Source organism: Nakamurella multipartita DSM 44233 (genome assembly GCF_000024365.1).
GTDB classification, from domain to species: Bacteria; Actinomycetota; Actinomycetes; order Mycobacteriales; family Nakamurellaceae; genus Nakamurella; species Nakamurella multipartita.
Window position 1 is genome coordinate 3,311,342 of sequence record NC_013235.1, and the last position, 16,797, is coordinate 3,328,138.

Here is a 16,797-nt window from a genome sequence, read left to right on the forward strand (position 1 = left end):
ACACGTTCCCGCGTTCTTGACAAGCCCCCGGCCAGCCAGCCTACCGATCACCGGGACGGGGGCGCAGGACCGGCGACGGGCACGACCCGAGGTCAGTCGATCGGGGTGGTGTCGTCCACCCAGCTGATCCGATCGAACCCGTACCCGCGGCAGGCCTCCCGCACGGTGCTGCCGATCAGGTCCATTTCCGACCGGATGATCAGTTCGCCGCCGATGTTGTAGACCGAGGCCAGGACGGCGACCGCCGGAGCCGGGGCCAGTTCGATGGGCATCTCGATGCGATCGCCGCCGAAGGTGGTCGCGATCAGCGTGCCGCCCCACTGCAGCGGCTGCCCGTTGCCGCTGAACGCGTAGACGACGAGGCGTTCCAGGTCGGTGACCTGACGCAGGTCGACGGCGATCCGCTCGTAGTCCTGCCGGCTGGCCACGATCAGCGGGCGGCGGGTCTGCCCGGGCGGCGCGTACCGCCGGCCCGTGTGGTGCGCCACCGTCGAGGCCAGGCCCGACCGGAATTGGTAGGCGCAGCCCAGTCTCAGGTCCCCGGCCGCGGCGGTGATGATCGCCTCGAACGTCAAGGTGCCCACGCCGGACTGCACCCGGGTGAGGGTGACGGTCGGCCGGCGCGGGTTCAGGGTGGTCGGCACCCCGGGCGTGGTGCGGGGTTCCTGCCAGGTGCTGGCCGGTCGCCGCATCGACGGCGCGGCCGTGGCCGGCGCCGCGGGGGGTGCCGGCGCACCGGACAGGTCGAGCGAGGTCGCCGAGCCGGCGGCGGGCCCGGTGTTCGACGAGCTGCTCGACGGGGTGCTCGACGGGGTCCGGAGCGGGGTCGGGCCCAGGTCCAGCGAGGTGCTGCCGGTCGGCCGGGCGGGGGGCGGTGCCGCCGGCCCGCCCAGATCCAACGAGGTCGACCCGGACGGCGCCCGGGCCGGGACCGCGGGCGGCGTCAGCGGTTCCGACAGGTCCAACGAGCTCGATCCGGTGCCGGGCGGCGCGGGGGGCGGCGGGCTTGCCGCCGGGGCACTGGGACCGAACAGGTCCAACGAGCCCGAACTCGGCGGCGCGGCCGGGGCCGACAGGTCCAACGGCGAGGACAGGTCCAGCGAGGACGAGGCCGCCGCCGCCGGCGCGGGCGCCGGTCTCGCGGGCGCCGGCGTCGAGGGCGCGGGCACCGCCGCCGCCGGCGCAGGCGCGGGCGCCGGTGCCGGTCGGCTCGCGGCCGCCGGTCGGCGCGCGGTGGACCGCCCGGCGACGAAATCGGCCAGCGCCGAGCCGGATCGGCCCGGCCCGGCCGAACCGGACCGGCTCCCCGATCCCGCGCCGGCGGTCACCCGCGACCGGTGCCGCAGCCAGGTCAGGTCGGTACGGGTGGGCGCCCGCTCCGGCGCCCGGGGATCCACGGTCATCGGCGGTCCGCCCCCGCGCTCACAACGGCACCCCGTAATCGGCGGCGATGCCGGCGATCCCGTTGTCGTAGCCCTGCCCGATCACCTTGAACTTCCAGCCGGTGGTGTGCCGGTACAGCTCGCCGAGCAGGATCGCGGTCTCCGAGCGCAGGGCCGGCGCCAGGTTCTCCGAGCGGACGAGCTCCTGGCCACCCCGCTGATCGAGCACCCGGATGAAGCAGTCCCGCAACTGGCCCAGCGTGCGGCGCGCCCCCGGCCCGTCGTTGACGTACAGGGCCACCACGATCCGCTGGATCTCGGCCGGCACGTCGCCCAGGTCGACCTCGATCTGCTCCCGGTCGTCGCCGAGCAGTTCGGATCGGCGGGTCACCGATTCCTCGGGCGAGGCGATCTGGTTGAAGAACACGAAGTAGCGGTCCGAGGGGGCCCGGTTGTCGCGGTCGCACAGGATCGTCGCGGCCACCAGATTGTCCGACAGCGCCTGCTCGGCACCGGCATTCCAGCGGACGCCGAGGACGACCCCGGTCAGCGACGGGATCTCCTGGGTGAGCGCCACATTGGCGCCGCGTTGCAGGGCGGGGGTCACAGGTCGAGCTCCGATTGGCCGAACTTGGTGCGCAGGAAATTGCCCTGCGCGACGAGGGCGTTGGCGTCGTCGTGCTGGACGGCGGCCAGCACCTCCGACGCCGAGGACAGCAGGAAGTCCAACTGTTCGGTGAGCGCCGCGGTCGGCGTGAGGCCGTTGGGCCGCGGCCGGTCCCGCACCGCCGGGTCCAGCGCGAGGTAGGTCTTGAGCGTGGTCGGCAGGTAGTCCCGCAGGATCCCGTTGATCGACACCCGCGCATGGATGTCCAGGTCGCGGTCCCGGGTGGTGAACAGCACGGTGTCGATCACGTCAGTGATCCGGCGCGCCGCGACCACCGCCGCGCCGGGCAACTGCCCGGCCGAGGCGTTGACGAACCGGTTGGCCTGGAACCGCAGGGCGGCCAACGCGGCCGGGCTGTCCTCCTCGGGCGTCGGCGGCTGCACGATCGGATCGGACGGCCGGCGCTCCTCCGGCCGTCCGAACAACCAGTTCATCACCACGCTGCGCGAAACCCCCGGTCAGGAACCGGCGTTCAGTTCGCCACGCCGCACCCTCTCCAGATACGGCTGCGCCCGGTCGATCTGACCCTGCAGGGCGTTCACGGTCTGGGCCATGCTGTCCACGGCCTGGGCCCGGAAGGTGTCGACCGCGTCCATCGCCTGGAAGACGTTGTCGAACGCCTGCTGCAGCTTCTCCACCGAGACGGTCGCGCTGGCCGCCTGCTCATGGATCTGCGCACCCTGGATCTTGAGCTGCTCGGAGGTGCGGGCGATCAGGTCGCCGGTGGCCGCGTTCAGGCCGGTGATCTGGTCCAGCACCAGCTTCTGCCGGGCCAGCGCCTGGGACACGATGACGGCGGTGCGCAGGGCGGCGATCGTCGTGGTCTGGGCCCGGTCGACGCCGCGCATCAGTTCCAGGTTGTTCTTGCGGACCAGGTCCAGCGCCATGTAACCCTGCACGGCCACGGCCATCTGGGTCATGATGTCCTGCTTGCGCTGGCGGATCGGGAACAGCGCGTCCGAGCGCAGCGTGTTGGCGTCCTCGGTACGGCCCTGGGACTCCAGCACCCGCACCTGGTCCTCCACCGCGACGTCCAGCGCGGTGGCCAGCTCGTTGTACTCGGTGAGCTTGCCCATCAGGGTCCACATGTTGGACTTCTCGACCTCGATCGAGGCGTTGTCCTTGCCCAGCTCGTCCTTGCCCGAGGCCAGCGCGCGCACGATCGCATCCAGGTGGCTCTGCGCGGACTGGTACTTGGCGAAGTAGCGGTCGATCTTGTCGCCGCCCGGGATCCACTTGAGGACCTTCTTGATGCCGGTCAGGTCGGCCCGGTTCGGGTCCAACTCGGTGATGGTCACCCGCAGGTCGGACAGCGTCTTGGCGACCCGGGTCTGCGCGTCGCCGCCACCGCCGCCCTTGGCGCCGCTGAGCACCGCGGCCGGCCGGTCCAGCATCCGGCTGGACACGTTGGCCGACTCCCGCATCTCCCGGTCGCCCAGGGCGGTGATCGCCTCGATCTTCTTGGCGAACTCGGGCGAGCGCACGTCCATCGCGGCCAGTTCCATCGCGAACGAGCTGGCCCGGGTCTGCAGCTCGGCCTTGCGCGGGTCGGCCACCGAGACGGCCCCGACGGCCTGCTCCGGCTTGACGACCTGCACCGGGGCCGGCGGGGTGAGCACGAGCCCACCACCGGAGGCTCCTGCAGTCGATCCGGAACCGGATCCAAGATCGAGGTCGGTCATCGACATGCGCTCCTTCGGGCTGGGTGGACGGGGTCGAACGTGCGGATCGATCGAGCGTGCCGACCCGGTGGGCTCACCGTCACCCCCGAGGCCAACAATGCCCATGGTAGGGCGAAGGTCCGACGACGATGCCGACCCGCTCCCGACCCGCGCCCACCAGCGTTCGCTCGCTCGTGTCCGACTATCCGCCGGAGGCCACCCCATGCCCGCAGTCGAGCCGTTGATCTTCCTGGTGATCGGGGTCGTCGCGGTCAACGGCATCGCCGGCCGGATCGGGGTGCCCGCGCCGATCCTGCTGCTGGTGGCCGGGGTCGGGGTGTCGTTCATCCCCGGGGTGCCCGAGGTGCAGGTGGAGCCCGAGGTCGTGCTCACCGTGCTGATTCCGCCGCTGCTGTTCGCCGCGGCCACCGAGGCCTCGGTGGTGGCGCTGCGCGGCCTGCTGCGCTCGATCACCCAACTGGCCGTCGGCATGGTGCTGGTGACGGCGTTCGCCGTCGCCGCGGTGGCCTACCTGCTCATCCCGGGCATCCCGTTCGCGGCCGCCCTGGCCCTGGGCGCGATCGTCGCGCCGCCGGACGCGGTGGCGGCGATCGCGGTGGCCCGCCGGGCCGGGCTGCCCCGCCGGGTGGTCACCGTGCTGGAGGGCGAGTCGCTGTTCAACGACGCGACCTCCCTGGTCCTGCTCCGGGTGGCCCTGGTCGGGCTGGCTGTCGGCACCATGTCCTGGGGCGAGGCCGTGCTGGAGTTCGCCTGGGCGACGGCGGGCGGGATCCTGGTCGGCGGCGTCGTCGGCGTCGTGCTGTCCTGGGCCCGCCGGCACACCGGTTCCACGCTGGCCACCACCGCGCTGTCGCTGGTCGCTCCGTTCGTCGCCGATCAGCTGGGCGAGGCCGCGCAGGCTTCCGGCATCCTGGCCGTCGTGGTGGCCGGTCTGGTGCTCGGCTACCGGGCCCCCTACGACCTCAAGCCCCAGGTCCGGCTGACCCTGACGGCGACCTGGAGCACCGTGCAGTACGTGCTCGAGGGCACCGTGTTCGCGCTGATCGGGCTGCAGCTGTGGGCCATCGTGACCGCCCCCGACATCGGCCGCCGGCCGGTCGTGCTGATCTCCGGGGCGATCCTGCTGACGGTCATCCTGATCCGGCCGGTCTGGATCTTCCTGCTCAACTGGGCCGGCCGGCTGCTGCGCCGGCCGGGCTCGTTCGACGACTGGCGCCCGCTGGCCGCGGTGTCCTGGGCCGGCATGCGCGGGGTCGTGTCCCTGGCCGCCGCGCAGACGCTGCCGCTGGACACGCCCTACCGGTCGCTGCTGCTGACCTGCACCATCGCGGTCATCCTGGGCACCCTGGTGGTCCAGGGGCTGACCCTGCCGACGGTCATCAAGTGGCTGCACTTCCCCGGCGATCCGGCCGCCGAGATCGACGCCGAGCGGATGGCCGCCCGGGACGAGGCCAATCGCGCCATCGCCGCCGCGGTGGAGCGGGAGATCGCCGAGAACGATGTTCCCGCCGACCGGGCCCGCCGGATGCGGCTGTGGGTGGAGACCCGGGACTGGCGGACGCTGGCCGAGGATCCGCGTTCGGCCTCGGACACCGGCCGCAGCCGGCTGCACCGGTTGGCCGACTGGAACCGGGACATGATGAACATCGAACGCGACGTGTTCGTCGGCCTGCGCAATTCCGGGCGCATCTCCGAGGAGGTCATGCGGGAGATCGAGTACGGGCTGGACCTGGAGGAGGCCCTGCTCGACCAGCGGTTGGACGTGGCCACCGGCCATCTGGACCAGCTGCGCAGCACTCGGGACGACCCGGCCGACGATCCGCCCGGCAGCCCGCCGGACCGGGCGACCGGACCGGCCTGACGGCCAGGCCGTTCGGGCGGGCGGTCCCGCGGGCGCCGTCTGGCACGCTGGTGGGATGACGCATCAGGTCGCAGCCTTCCTCCATCCGGCGAGGGACGGCCGGTGAAGGCACGCCTGACCCGGTTGTTGAACACCCGAACCCGCAAGATCACGGCCGTCGCGGTCGTCGTGCTCCTGGTCGCCGGCATCGCCTGGGTGGCCTGGCCGGCGCCCGCGCCCACCCCGGTGGCCAGCCGGGACGTCACCATCACCGCGCCGGGCGGACCGGGTGTGGACGAGCCGGTGAAGCTGGACGCGACGCTGTACCTGCCGACGACCACCCCGGCCCCGGCGATCATCATGGCCCACGGCTTCGGCGGGTCGAAGGACTCGGTGGCCGCCGACGCCGAGCAGTCCGCCCGGGACGGGTTCGTGGTGCTGGCCTATTCGGCCCGCGGTTTCGGCGCTTCCACCGGTCAGATCGGGCTCGATTCGCTGGACTACGAGATCCCCGACGCCCGCGCGCTGATCGACTGGTTGGCCACCCAGCCGGAGGTGCAGCTGGACGGACCCGACGACCCCCGGGTCGGGGTCACCGGCGGGTCCTACGGCGGCGCGCTGTCGCTGATGCTGGCCGGCACCGACCCCCGGGTCGATGCCGTCGTCCCGCTGATCACCTGGAACGACCTGGAACAGTCCCTGTTCCCCAACGCGCAGGCCACCGACGCCGACCTGGCCGCGGGCACCCCGGCCGCCGCCGAAGGGGTCTCCGACGGGGTGTTCAAGAAGTTCTGGACCTCCACCCTGATGGCCTCGGTGACCACCGGGTCGGCCCTGTCGGCCACCGGAACCGCCCAGGGCGACACCGGCGACAGCAACTTCGTCCGCCGCGGCACCACCTCGACCAGCCCCAGCGCGGCAGCCGATTCGGGGTCATCGACCACCGGGGTGAGCCCGCAGGCGGCGGCCGCTGCCCTTTCCGGCAGCTGCGGCCGGATGATGGTGCAGCTGTGCGCCGGCTACGCGCAGGCCGCGCAGACCGGCCGCATCGGGCCCGAGTTCTCGGCCTTGCTGGCCCGGTCCAGCCCGGCGGCGGTGGTCGGCGACATCACCGCGCCGACGCTGCTGGTGCAGGGCGAGAAGGACACCCTGTTCCCGCTCAGCGAGGCCGACGCCAACGCCCGGGCGATCGCCGCCAACGGCGCCACGGTGGCCGTGACCTGGTACAACGGTGGCCACGACGGCGGCACCAGCCCGGACACCGCGACCCGGGATCGGATCACCCAGTGGTTCGACTACTACCTGGCCGGCCGCGGCCCGGCCCCTTCGCAGGCGTTCCGGTACACCGTGGATGGCCCGATCAGCGACACCGGCAGCGCCCGCAGCCGGACCCTGGAGGTGCCCGAGTATCCGGGGCTGGCGGCCGGCTCGACCACCAACCGGGTGTCGATCCCGTTGTCCGGCGACGCCCAGTTCGTGGTCAACCCGCCCGGGGCGACCCCCGCGTCGATCTCCAGCCTGCCGGGCATCTCGGGGTTGGCCTCGACCGCGCTGTCCACCTTCGCCGGCGGCCTGCCCGGGCAGACGGCCCGCTTCGAATCCGCCCCGTTCGACGTGCTGACCGTGCTGGCCGGCACCCCGCGGATCAACCTGACGGTGACCAAGTTGCCGATCCCCGGCACCGTCGAGCAGGCCGGCACCCAGACCGACGAGGGCATGGTGCTGTACGGGTCGATCGCCAAGGTCTCCGCCGGCGGCACCCGGTCCACCGTGGGCGGGGTGGCGCCGATGCGGCTGCCCGAGGCCGCCAACGGCACGCCCGTCCCGGTCACCCTGAGCCTGCCGGCCGCCGCGTTGCAGATCGAGGCCGGCTCGACCCTCGAGGTCAGCCTGTCCACCACCGACCAGGCCTACGCCGGGCCGACCGCGCCGGCCGCCTACCGGGTGGCCCTGAGCACCGACCCGGCCCTGGACGGGATTACCGGGGTCAGCGCCCCGGAGGTCGGCGGCGAGCGCGTCTCCGGCCCCGACATCCCGCTGTTCCAGCTGATCGGGCTCATCGTGCTGGCCCTGCTGGTGGTGCTCGCGCTGGTCATCGGCGGCCGGGTGCGCTCCGGCCGGGCCGACGTCGACCCGTCGCTGGTCGATGTGCCGCTGTCGATCAAGAACCTGGGCAAGTCCTACCCGGGCGGGGTCAAGGCCGTCACCGACGTCAGCCTGCAGGTCAAGGCCGGTCAGGTGCTCGGCCTGCTCGGGCCCAACGGGGCCGGCAAGACGACCACCCTGCGCATGGTGATGGGCCTGATCACCCCGACCGAGGGTGAGATCCGGGTCTTCGGGCACCTGGTCAAGCCCGGCTCGCCGATCCTTTCCCGGATCGGCAGCTTCGTCGAGGGTTCCGGCTTCCTGCCGCACCTGTCCGGCCGGGCCAACCTGGAGCTGTACTGGAAGGCCACCGGCCGCCCGGCCCAGGACGCCAACCTGGCCGAGGCGATGGAGATCGCCAACCTGGGCAAGGCGGTGGACCGCAAGGTCCGCACCTACTCGCAGGGCATGCGGCAGCGGCTGGCCATCGCCCAGGCGATGCTCGGACTGCCCGAGCTGCTGCTGATGGACGAGCCCACCAACGGGCTCGACCCGCCCCAGATCCACGCCATGCGCGAGGTGCTGCGCCGGTATGCGGCGACCGGCCGCACCGTGTTGGTCTCCAGCCACCTGCTGTCCGAGGTGGAACAGACCTGCACCCATGTGGTGGTCGTGCACCTGGGACGGACCATCGCCGCCGGCACGGTCGCCGAACTGGTCGCCACCTCCGGCGAGGTGGTCTTCGACGTGGACGACCAGGACACCGCCGAGCGGGTGCTGCGCACCCTGGCCACTGACATCGAGCGGACCGAGGCCGGGGTGCAGGTCGACCTGGGCTCGGTGCCGCCGTCCCAGGCGGTGTCCGCGCTGGTCGCGGCGGGCGTCGCGGTCAACGGGGCCGCGCCGCGGAACCGGCTCGAGGACGTGTTCCTGGACATGGTCGGGGCCTCCGGCGCGGCCGGGTCCTCCTCCGACCATCCGGTGACCGGCACCCGGCCCGAGCGGTCGACGCGGCCGCCGGACCCCGGCCCCCGGACCCCCGTCGGCACCCAACAGGGAGGGTCGGCATGAGCCCGACGCATCACGACCATTCGGCCGACACCGCGGTCGCGGTCATGCAGAACGTCCGCCACGCGGTGCCGGTCAGCGCCGACGGCACCCCGGTCGGGTTCAACCCGAACCGGACGCTACGGGTGCGGGTCGAGTTGAGCCGGCAGCTGCGGCGCCGGCGGACCCAGCTGGCCCTGGGCTTCATGGCCCTGCTGCCGGTGATCCTGGTGATCGCGTTCGCCTTCGGCTCCAATTCCGGCGCCCGCGGCGCGGTCAACCTGGTCGACCTGGCCACCTCCGGGTCGATCAACTTCGCGCTGGTCTCGCTGTTTTTCTCGGCCAGCTTCCTGCTGATCGTGGTGATCTCGCTGTTCTTCGGCGACACCATCGCCTCCGAGGCGTCGTGGTCCTCGCTGCGCTACCTGCTGGCCATGCCGGTCCCCCGGGTCCGGCTGATCCGGCAGAAAGTGCTGGTGGCCGGCCTGCTGTCGCTGTCCGCGCTGCTCGTCCTGCCGATCAGCGCGCTGATCGTCGGCGGGTTCGCCTACGGGTGGAACCCGCTGTCCACCCCGGTCGGTGAGCAGTTCACCTTCGCCGACGGGCTGCTGCGGATCGCGCTGATCGTCAGCTACGTGGCCATCCAGCTGACCTGGGTGGCCGGGCTGGCGCTGATGCTCTCGGTTCTCACCGACGCCCCGCTCGGAGCGGTCGGTGGCGCCGTGCTGATCTCGATCCTGTCCCAGATCCTCAACCAGATCGACGCCTTGGGCGACCTGCGCAACTACCTGCCGACCAAGTACGCGTTCGCCTGGACCGGGGCCCTGGTCGACCCGATCCGCTGGGACGATATGGTCCGCGGCGGTTTCCTGAGCCTGGCTTACGCGGTGGTGTTCGCGACCATCGCGGTCCTGCACTTCCGGCGCAAGGACGTGACCAGCTAGACGCGATGGACCCAGCCCCGGACCGGAAGGCGGCCGCCCATGTCGGTGTCCCGGCCGGACCGGGGCGGTGCCGCCCGGGCGGACCCGGCCCGACCCCGGCACCTGCTGCTCGCCCTCGGCGCGTTCTGTGCGGTGTTGGTGCTGACCCACACGGCCATGCTGGCCGCGGCCCAGTGGGACGCCGCGACGATCGTGCTGTGGGAGTCGACCCTCGCGCTCTTCTTCGCCTCCGGCCTGATCGCGCTGTGGCGTCAGCCGCACAACCCGTTCGGTGCGCTGCTGCTGCTGGCCGGACTCGCGCAGTGGTGTGCGGGCCTGCAGACCGTGCCGGTGGCCGGGCTGGCCGCCATCGGGTCGCTGACCAAGACGCTGCCGTTGGCGGTGACCGTCCACGTCATCCTGGCGTTCCCGACCGGCCGGGTGGCCCCCGGCCTGGCCCGGTTCACGGTGGTCCTGGCCTACGTCACCTCCACGGTGCTGGAAGTGCCGAGCATGGTGCTCGCCGGGAGCAGCTCGCTGCGCCTGGTTCAGACCGAACCGACCGCGGTGCTCGATGCCGCCGTCCTGGGCCAACGGCTGACCGGGCTGACCTGCCTGGGGCTGGCCATGAGCGTGCTGGCGATCCGGCTGGTCCGGATGAAACGCACCGGGCAGACCCAGCTGGGACCGTTCGTCCTGTACGCGTTCGCCTGCCTGGTCGGGCTGACGGTGACCCTGATCGCCCGGCTGATCGGCCCGCTGGCCGGCACCGGCCTGCTGGAGCGGACCGGCCCGGTCCAGGCGCTGCTGGTCGCCGCCCTGCCCGTGGTGTTCCTGTTCGGTGTGCTGACCGGCTCGTTCGGCCGCACCGGGGAGCTGCGCGAATTCCTGGAGGGCATGAGCGACCGGACGATGACGCCGGAGGAACTCGACGGTGCGGTGTCCCGGGCCATCGGGGTCCCGGGGAGCCGGGTCGTCTACCGCGCCGACGGGGTCGGGGACGGCGGGTTCGGGGACGGCGAGGCCGAGTACGTCGATGCCACCGGCACTCCGGTGCCGCCGGATCCGGCGCACGAGGCACTGTTCCCGATCCGACACGACGGCGCCGCGGTCGGCGCCGTCGGCTACCGGCCGGGCGCCCAGGTCGATCCGCGGCTGCTGGAGGCGGTGGCCGATGCCTCGGCCCTGGTCATCAGCCACCAGCGCACCCTGGCCAGCCTGCGGGCCGTGCTGCTGGACCTGCGCCGGACCGAGCGGGCGCTGCGGCTGTCCCGGCGCCGGATCGCGGTGGCCGGTGACCCGGGAACGGCGCCGCATCGCCCGCGACCTGCACGACGGGGTGCAGCAGCACGCGATCAACCTCGGCCTGCTCGCCCAGCAGATCCAGCTCGCGCCGGACCCGGCCGGGACGGCCGCCTCGGCCGCGGCCCTGCACACCGGGGTGATCACCCTGCTGGCCGAGGTGCGCAACCTGATCGGGGGCATCATGCCGGCCCCGCTGGTCGAGCGGGGCATCGTCTCCGCGGTGCGGGCCCTGGCCGGCCGCAGCACCGTGCCGGTCGACGTGCAGGTGCACGGCCCGCCGCGTCGGCTGCCCGCCGAGCTCGAGAGCACCGTCTACTTCGTCGTCAGCGAGGCGATCGCCAACACCGGCAAGTACGCGCAGGCATCGACGATCCGGATCGTGCTCACCATGACCGAGCAGGACGTGGTCGCCGAGATCTCCGACGACGGCATCGGCGGAGCCGTGCCCGGGTCGGGCACCGGACTGGTCGGGCTGCGCGACCGGGTGGCCGCGTTCGGCGGCACCCTGAGCGTGACCTCGCCGCCGGGCGCCGGCACGCAAGTGCGGATGATGATCCCATGCGGATAGCCCTGGCTGAGGACGAAGGTCTGTTCCGGCAGGGCCTGAGCAGCCTGCTCACCGCCGGCGGGCATCAGGTCGTGCTGTCCGCGGCGGACGCCCAGCAGCTGGCCGAGCAGGTCCAACAGACGGCCCCCGACCTGGTCATCACCGACATCCGGATGCCGCCGACCTACACCGGCGAGGGCTTCCAGGCGGCCAAGGACATCCGCCGGCGGATGCCGGACGTGGCCATCGTGCTGCTGTCCCACCACGTCGACGCCCAGGGCACCATCGAGCTGCTGGCCGCCGGCCGGCACCGCATCGGCTACCTGCTCAAGCAGCGGGTGCTGGACTTCGGCATGTTCAACGGGGTGCTGGAACGGGTGCAGGCCGGCGAGTCCGTCATCGACCCCGAGGTGGTCTCCGAGGCGCTCGCCGTCCGCCGACGGCGTCACCCGGTCGACAGCCTCACCCCGCGCCGGCTCGACGTGCTGAGCCTGATGGCTCAGGGCTACAGCAACGCCCGGATCGCCCGCGAGCTGGTGGTCACCGAGGCGGCGGTGGCCCGCAACATCGGGCTGATCTTCGACACCCTCGACCTGCCGCCCGACCCGAACATCCATCGCCGGGTGCAGGCCGTCCTGGAGTACCTCAACCAGTAGCCGCGGCGTCGGCCGGCCGCCGGCTCGGGCTCACTTCACCACGTGCAGCGTGGCCTTGCGGGAATCCTTCGCGGTGGTCACCCCCGAGGCGTCCATGTCCCGGATCTCCCGCTTGAGCTCGGAGATCTCGTCCCGCAGCCGGCCGGCCAGCTCGAACTTCAGGTCCCGGGCCGCCGCCATCATCTGATCGGTCAGCTGCTGGACCAAGTCGGCCAGCTCGCTGCGGGCCATGCCCGCGGTGTTGTGCCCGGCGAACACGCCGGAGGTCTTGGATGCCTTGCCGCCCGGCTCGCCCTGCGCCTTGCGGCCGCGGGAAGAGTTCCGGCCGGACCCGCCGACCTTCACCGGTGACCCGCCGTCGACGGTGTTGTCCGCCTCCGCGTAGACCAGTGCCAGGATGTCGTTGATCTTCTTGCGCAGCGGCATCGGGTCGATGCCGTGGGCACGGTTGTACTCCTGCTGCTTCTCCCGGCGGCGGTTCGTCTCGTCGATCGCCCGTTCCATCGACGGGGTGATCTTGTCCGCGTACATGTGGACCTCGCCGTTGACGTTGCGCGCGGCCCGGCCGATCGTCTGGATGAGCGAGGTCTCCGAGCGCAGGAAACCCTCCTTGTCGGCGTCCAGGATGGCCACCAGGGACACCTCGGGCAGATCCAGGCCCTCCCGCAGCAGGTTGATGCCGACGAGCACGTCGAACTCGCCCAGCCGCAGTTCGCGCAGCAGCTCGACCCGGCGCAGGGTGTCCACCTCCGAGTGCAGGTAGCGCACCCGGATGCCCAGCTCCAGCAGGTAATCGGTCAGGTCCTCGGACATCTTCTTGGTCAGCGTGGTGACCAGGACTCGCTCGTCCCGGATGGTGCGGGCGCGGATCTCCCCGATCAGGTCGTCGATCTGGCCGCGGGTCGGCTTGATGACCACCTCCGGGTCGACCAGCCCGGTCGGCCGGATGACCTGCTCGACGAACTCGCCCTGGGCCTGGCCCAGCTCGTACGGGCCGGGTGTGGCCGACAGGTACACCGTCTGCCCGATCCGGCCGGCGAACTCCTCCCAGGTCAGCGGCCGGTTGTCCATGGCCGACGGGAGCCGGAACCCGTGGTCGACCAGCACCCGCTTGCGCGAGGCGTCGCCCTCGTACATGGCGCCGATCTGCGGCACGGTGACGTGCGACTCGTCGATGACCAGCAGGAAGTCGTCCGGGAAGTAGTCGATCAGGGTGGCCGGCGCGGACCCGCCGGGCCGGCCGTCGATGTGCCGGGAGTAGTTCTCGATGCCCGAGCAGAACCCGACCTGGCGCATCATCTCGACGTCGTAGCTGGTCCGCATCCGCAGCCGCTGCGCCTCCAGCAGCTTGCCCTGCTTCTCCAGCTCGGCCAGCCGCTGGGCCAGCTCGGTCTCGATCGCGGCGATCGCCTTGGCCATCCGCTCGGGTCCGGCCACGTAGTGGGTCGCCGGGAAGATCCGCAGCGAGTCGACCTCGCGGACCACGTCGCCGGTGAGCGGGTGCAGGTAGTACAGCCGCTCCACCTCGTCACCGAAGAACTCGATCCGCACGGCCAACTCCTCGTAGGCCGGGATGATCTCGACGGTGTCGCCGCGCACCCGGAACGAGCCACGGGTGAACGAGACGTCGTTGCGCGAGTACTGGATCTCCACCAGCGCCCGAAGCAGGGCATCGCGTTCGATCTGCTGGCCGATCGCCACCGGTAGCGAGCGGTCCAGGTAGGACTGCGGGGTGCCCAGGCCGTAGATGCAGGACACCGAGGCGACCACGATCACGTCCCGCCGGGACAGCAGCGACATGGTCGCCGAGTGCCGGAGGCGCTCCACGTCGTTGTTGATCGACGAGTCCTTCTCGATGTAGGTGTCCGTCTGCGGGACGTACGCCTCCGGCTGGTAGTAGTCGTAGTAGGAGACGAAGTACTCGACCGCGTTCTCCGGGAACAGCTCGCGCAGCTCGTTGGCCAGCTGCGCGGCCAGGGTCTTGTTCGGCGCCATCACCAGGGTCGGCCGCTGCACCTGTTCGATCAGCCAGGCGGTGGTCGCGGACTTTCCGGTGCCGGTGGCCCCGAGCAGGACCACGTCCTTCTCCCCCGCGTCCAGCCGCTTGCGCAGCTCGGCGATGGCCTGCGGCTGGTCGCCGGAGGGTTGGTAGTCGCTGACCACCTCGAAGCGGCCCGAGGTGCGCGGAATATCGCCGACCGGGCGGTGCTCGGAGACGGCCAGGATGGGGTGTTCGGTTGCGAAGGCCACGAGAAAAAGGCTACGCGGACGGTCCGACAGTGCCGGTTTCCGCAGGTCGCCACCCGGTGCTCGTGGCCCATTGCTGGGCCCGGCCGTAGGCGTCGGCCAGCCAGGGCTCCTTCGCCTGGGCGTAGCGATCCGCGTCCGGGTCGCCGGCGAAGCGCCGGGCCAGGCCCTGCTTGAGCGCCCGGTACTCGGCGATGGCGGCCGGATCGGCGATCAGCCAGTCCCGCAGGAGCAGGGCGCATCGCCAATTCGGCCAATCTCTCACCCTCACGTGGAGGTTGAGACTTTGCCCGGGATCAGCGTTCGCGTGGTACCGCTTGACCCACCCGGCCGGGTCGGCGCTCTCCGGGTGCGGGGTGTCCGCGCGGATGCCGGGAACGGCCGGGAAGCCGGCGGCGGCCAGGGCCGGCGCCAGGGCGTCGGCCTGATCCAGGGAGTCCACGGTCAGTTGCAGGTCCAGGACGTCCTTGGCCGGCAGGCCCGGGATCGCCGTCGAGCCGATGTGGTCGACGCGAGCCCCACCCGCGGCCGCGGAGATCCGGGCGGCCAGGCGCCGGGCGTCGTCGGCCCAGCTCGCGCGGGGGGCGACCAGCCGCGGCGCCCCGCGCTCGGCCCGCCGGCCGGCCCGCACGTTGCTCTCGAACGGGATCAGCCGCTGCGTCCACAGCCCGTCGACCGCGCCGGCCAGCTCCGTCCGGGGGCCGTGATTGGCCAGCATGACGTCGCACAGCGGGGCCCGCTGCTCGTCGGAGAGCTGGGCGGCGATGCGGGCCCGGGCGTCGGCCTCGGTCAGCCCGCGGCCGATCAGCCGCTCGACCCGGATCTCGGCCTCCGCCCGCACCCCGATGACCAGGTGGAACGACGCCGCCTGGGCCAGCGTGGTCAGCAGCGGGATGTCGTTGACCACGATCGCCTCGGCCGGCGCGGCGGCCCGGATCTGCTCGAAGCGGCCCCGCACGCGCGGGTGGGTGATCTGTTCCAGCTGCCGGCGGGCGGCCGGGTCGGCGAACACCACGGCGGCCAGCGCGGCCCGATCCAGCGCGCCGTCGGCGGTCAGCATCGCCGGTCCGAAGGCCTGCGCGATGGCGGCCAGCCCCGGGCTGCCCGGGGCGACCACCTCGCGGGCCAGCTGGTCGGAGTCGACGACCACCGCGCCGTGCTCGCGCAGGACCGTGGACACGGTGGACTTGCCGGAGCCGATGCCTCCGGTGACCGCGACAGTGATCATCGACCGATCATCCCCCGCCCCCGGACCGGGTGATCGGTCGCATCCCGACACGCGTGTCCGGTTACCGTCCGTCGCGCGCTGCTGGACGTAGCGTCAGGCGCGAGACCCGCCCGCCCCACTCTCGATCCGCCAACCGACAGGAGTCCGTCGTGACGATCACGCTGGCGCGTCCCTCGACGAACGCCCAGGACTCCGGCCGGCACCGGCGCGGGCGGCCCGGCCTGGTGTCGGTGAACTCGTTGGTCGTGGTCGTCTACCGCGGTTGGCTGAGCCATCTGTTGCGGCCCGGGCGGCACCTGGTGCGCGCTCCGCACGCCCGGCGCCGGACCGCCGGGCTGGCCGCCGTCCCCGCCACGTCCTGACGGCAATCTGATTGCGCCCTGACGGCTGACGGCGTCCCGACGGCGAGCCGAGGGCGGGTCAGGACTTGATGATGCGGGTGAGCGCGGCGCCGGCCAGCTGAGGCAGGCCCGTGGTCAGCGTGGCGGCATCCACCGAGGCCGGGGCGGCGATCGCCAGGGTCCAGTTGTCGTAGGACATCACGATCAGCCCGCCGTCGCGCAGCGCGATGGTGGCCGGGTAACCGTTGACGGTGGTCTGGCTGATCTGGCCGCCGTTGTCGGTCTCGTTCTGTACCGTCACGCCGACCTGCTTCTGCGCGGCCGCGGCGTCGGTGTAGCTGGTCAGCCGGAGCGTGATCTGGCCGGTCTTCTTGTCGGCGGACAGCCCGTACAGGCAGCGGACCGAGCCCGTCTGCCCGGCGTCGGTGTTCACCTCGGCCACGTTGACCTTGAGCCGGTCGTTGGGGATGTCCGCGTTCAGGCTCTTCTTGACGTCGTCGGCGCTGATGATCGCGCCACAATCCACCTTGAGCGGGTCGATGCCGGTGACGATCGGGGCGGCCGACACGGCCGGGCTGGACGAGGCGGCCGCGGACGACTCGGGGCTGGGCGAGGCGGAATCCGTGGGCGGGGCCGATTCGCTGGCCGCGGGCTGTTCCGACCCGGAGGCGGCGGCGTCGCCACTGGACACGGTCACCACCGCGGTGACGGTCCGACGGGTGCCCGTATCGGAGGAGCAGGCCGAGACGGCCAGCACCCCGGTCAGGGCGGCGGCCAACACCAGGTGACGACGCATGAGTTCACCGTAACGGTCGGCCCGCGCCGAATCGGGCAGGGCCAACGCCGA

At 72.2% G+C, this 16,797-nt stretch carries 13 protein-coding genes; 6 read left to right on the forward strand and 7 right to left on the reverse strand.

The genetic code is table 11. The features are described from left to right. Positions 1-92 precede the first annotated feature (92 nt). The 4 genes from NAMU_RS30025 to NAMU_RS14930 are packed head-to-tail and all read right to left on the reverse strand — an operon-like array spanning position 93 to position 3,731. On the reverse strand, positions 93-1,403 hold the full coding sequence (locus tag NAMU_RS30025) for a hypothetical protein (RefSeq protein ID WP_015748232.1): 1,311 nt from the start codon (positions 1,401-1,403) through the stop codon (positions 93-95). A gap of 19 nt (positions 1,404-1,422) precedes the next feature. Next, a complete protein-coding gene (locus NAMU_RS14920; protein ID WP_015748233.1) occupies positions 1,423-1,989 on the reverse strand; it encodes a TerD family protein in 567 nt (188 codons plus the stop codon). After that, positions 1,986-2,483 (reverse strand): hypothetical protein, encoded by a 498-nt coding sequence (locus NAMU_RS14925; protein ID WP_015748234.1) that lies wholly within the window; start codon positions 2,481-2,483, stop codon positions 1,986-1,988. Before NAMU_RS14925 ends, NAMU_RS14920 begins: the two co-directional genes overlap by 4 nt. 24 nt (positions 2,484-2,507) lie before the next feature. Continuing rightward, complete coding sequence (locus tag NAMU_RS14930) at positions 2,508-3,731, reverse strand: toxic anion resistance protein (RefSeq protein ID WP_015748235.1); 1,224 nt, start codon at positions 3,729-3,731, stop codon at positions 2,508-2,510. A 202-nt stretch (positions 3,732-3,933) separates the two neighbouring features. Here NAMU_RS14930 and NAMU_RS14935 point away from each other — a divergent pair, with 202 nt between their 5' ends. From NAMU_RS14935 to NAMU_RS31835, 5 genes are all read left to right on the forward strand, one after another. Then, the gene (locus NAMU_RS14935; RefSeq protein ID WP_015748236.1) at positions 3,934-5,592 is read left to right on the forward strand and encodes a Na+/H+ antiporter; all 1,659 of its coding nucleotides are present in this window, start codon (positions 3,934-3,936) and stop codon (positions 5,590-5,592) included. Between the two features lie 102 nt (positions 5,593-5,694). Further along, positions 5,695-8,727, forward strand: a complete 3,033-nt coding sequence (locus NAMU_RS14940; RefSeq protein WP_015748237.1) for an alpha/beta fold hydrolase — start codon at positions 5,695-5,697, stop codon at positions 8,725-8,727. Then, the gene (locus NAMU_RS14945) at positions 8,724-9,647 is read left to right on the forward strand and encodes an ABC transporter permease (protein ID WP_015748238.1); all 924 of its coding nucleotides are present in this window, start codon (positions 8,724-8,726) and stop codon (positions 9,645-9,647) included. The genes NAMU_RS14940 and NAMU_RS14945 overlap by 4 nt, the downstream gene beginning before the upstream one ends. 1,153 nt (positions 9,648-10,800) lie before the next feature. Beyond that, positions 10,801-11,499 carry a sensor histidine kinase gene (locus tag NAMU_RS31830; RefSeq protein WP_407669124.1) on the forward strand — a complete coding sequence of 233 codons (699 nt, stop codon included), beginning with the start codon at positions 10,801-10,803 and terminating at the stop codon, positions 11,497-11,499. Beyond that, entirely contained in the window at positions 11,490-12,134 is a 645-nt protein-coding gene (locus NAMU_RS31835) for a response regulator (protein ID WP_041370716.1), read from the forward strand. The genes NAMU_RS31830 and NAMU_RS31835 overlap by 10 nt, the downstream gene beginning before the upstream one ends. Before the next feature lie 30 nt (positions 12,135-12,164). Here the strand turns inward: NAMU_RS31835 and uvrB are convergent, their stop codons facing one another. After that, entirely contained in the window at positions 12,165-14,384 is a 2,220-nt protein-coding gene (gene uvrB / locus NAMU_RS14955; protein ID WP_015748240.1) for an excinuclease ABC subunit UvrB, read from the reverse strand. Between the two features lie 10 nt (positions 14,385-14,394). Next, positions 14,395-15,609 carry a dephospho-CoA kinase gene (gene coaE, locus NAMU_RS14960; protein ID WP_015748241.1) on the reverse strand — a complete coding sequence of 405 codons (1,215 nt, stop codon included), beginning with the start codon at positions 15,607-15,609 and terminating at the stop codon, positions 14,395-14,397. A gap of 149 nt (positions 15,610-15,758) precedes the next feature. On the opposite strand from coaE, the gene NAMU_RS14965 reads away from it, so the two are divergent. Next, a complete protein-coding gene (locus NAMU_RS14965) occupies positions 15,759-15,971 on the forward strand; it encodes a hypothetical protein (RefSeq protein WP_015748242.1) in 213 nt (70 codons plus the stop codon). 58 nt (positions 15,972-16,029) lie between these two features. On the opposite strand, the gene NAMU_RS30030 is transcribed toward NAMU_RS14965, so the two are convergent. Further along, positions 16,030-16,746 (reverse strand): hypothetical protein, encoded by a 717-nt coding sequence (locus tag NAMU_RS30030; protein WP_169312508.1) that lies wholly within the window; start codon positions 16,744-16,746, stop codon positions 16,030-16,032. Positions 16,747-16,797: the final 51 nt, after the last annotated feature.

Coding starts and splice junctions, on each gene's coding strand:
- NAMU_RS30025 (WP_015748232.1), bottom strand. CDS start 1,403: ATGACCGTGGATCCCCGGGCGCCGGAGCGGGCGCCCACCCGTACCGAC.
- NAMU_RS14925 (WP_015748234.1), bottom strand. CDS start 2,483: ATGAACTGGTTGTTCGGACGGCCGGAGGAGCGCCGGCCGTCCGATCCG.
- NAMU_RS14930 (WP_015748235.1), bottom strand. CDS start 3,731: ATGACCGACCTCGATCTTGGATCCGGTTCCGGATCGACTGCAGGAGCC.
- NAMU_RS14935 (WP_015748236.1), top strand. CDS start 3,934: ATGCCCGCAGTCGAGCCGTTGATCTTCCTGGTGATCGGGGTCGTCGCG.
- NAMU_RS14945 (WP_015748238.1), top strand. CDS start 8,724: ATGAGCCCGACGCATCACGACCATTCGGCCGACACCGCGGTCGCGGTC.
- NAMU_RS31830 (WP_407669124.1), top strand. CDS start 10,801: ATGCCTCGGCCCTGGTCATCAGCCACCAGCGCACCCTGGCCAGCCTGC.
- NAMU_RS31835 (WP_041370716.1), top strand. CDS start 11,490: ATGCGGATAGCCCTGGCTGAGGACGAAGGTCTGTTCCGGCAGGGCCTG.
- coaE (WP_015748241.1), bottom strand. CDS start 15,609: ATGATCACTGTCGCGGTCACCGGAGGCATCGGCTCCGGCAAGTCCACC.
- NAMU_RS30030 (WP_169312508.1), bottom strand. CDS start 16,746: ATGCGTCGTCACCTGGTGTTGGCCGCCGCCCTGACCGGGGTGCTGGCC.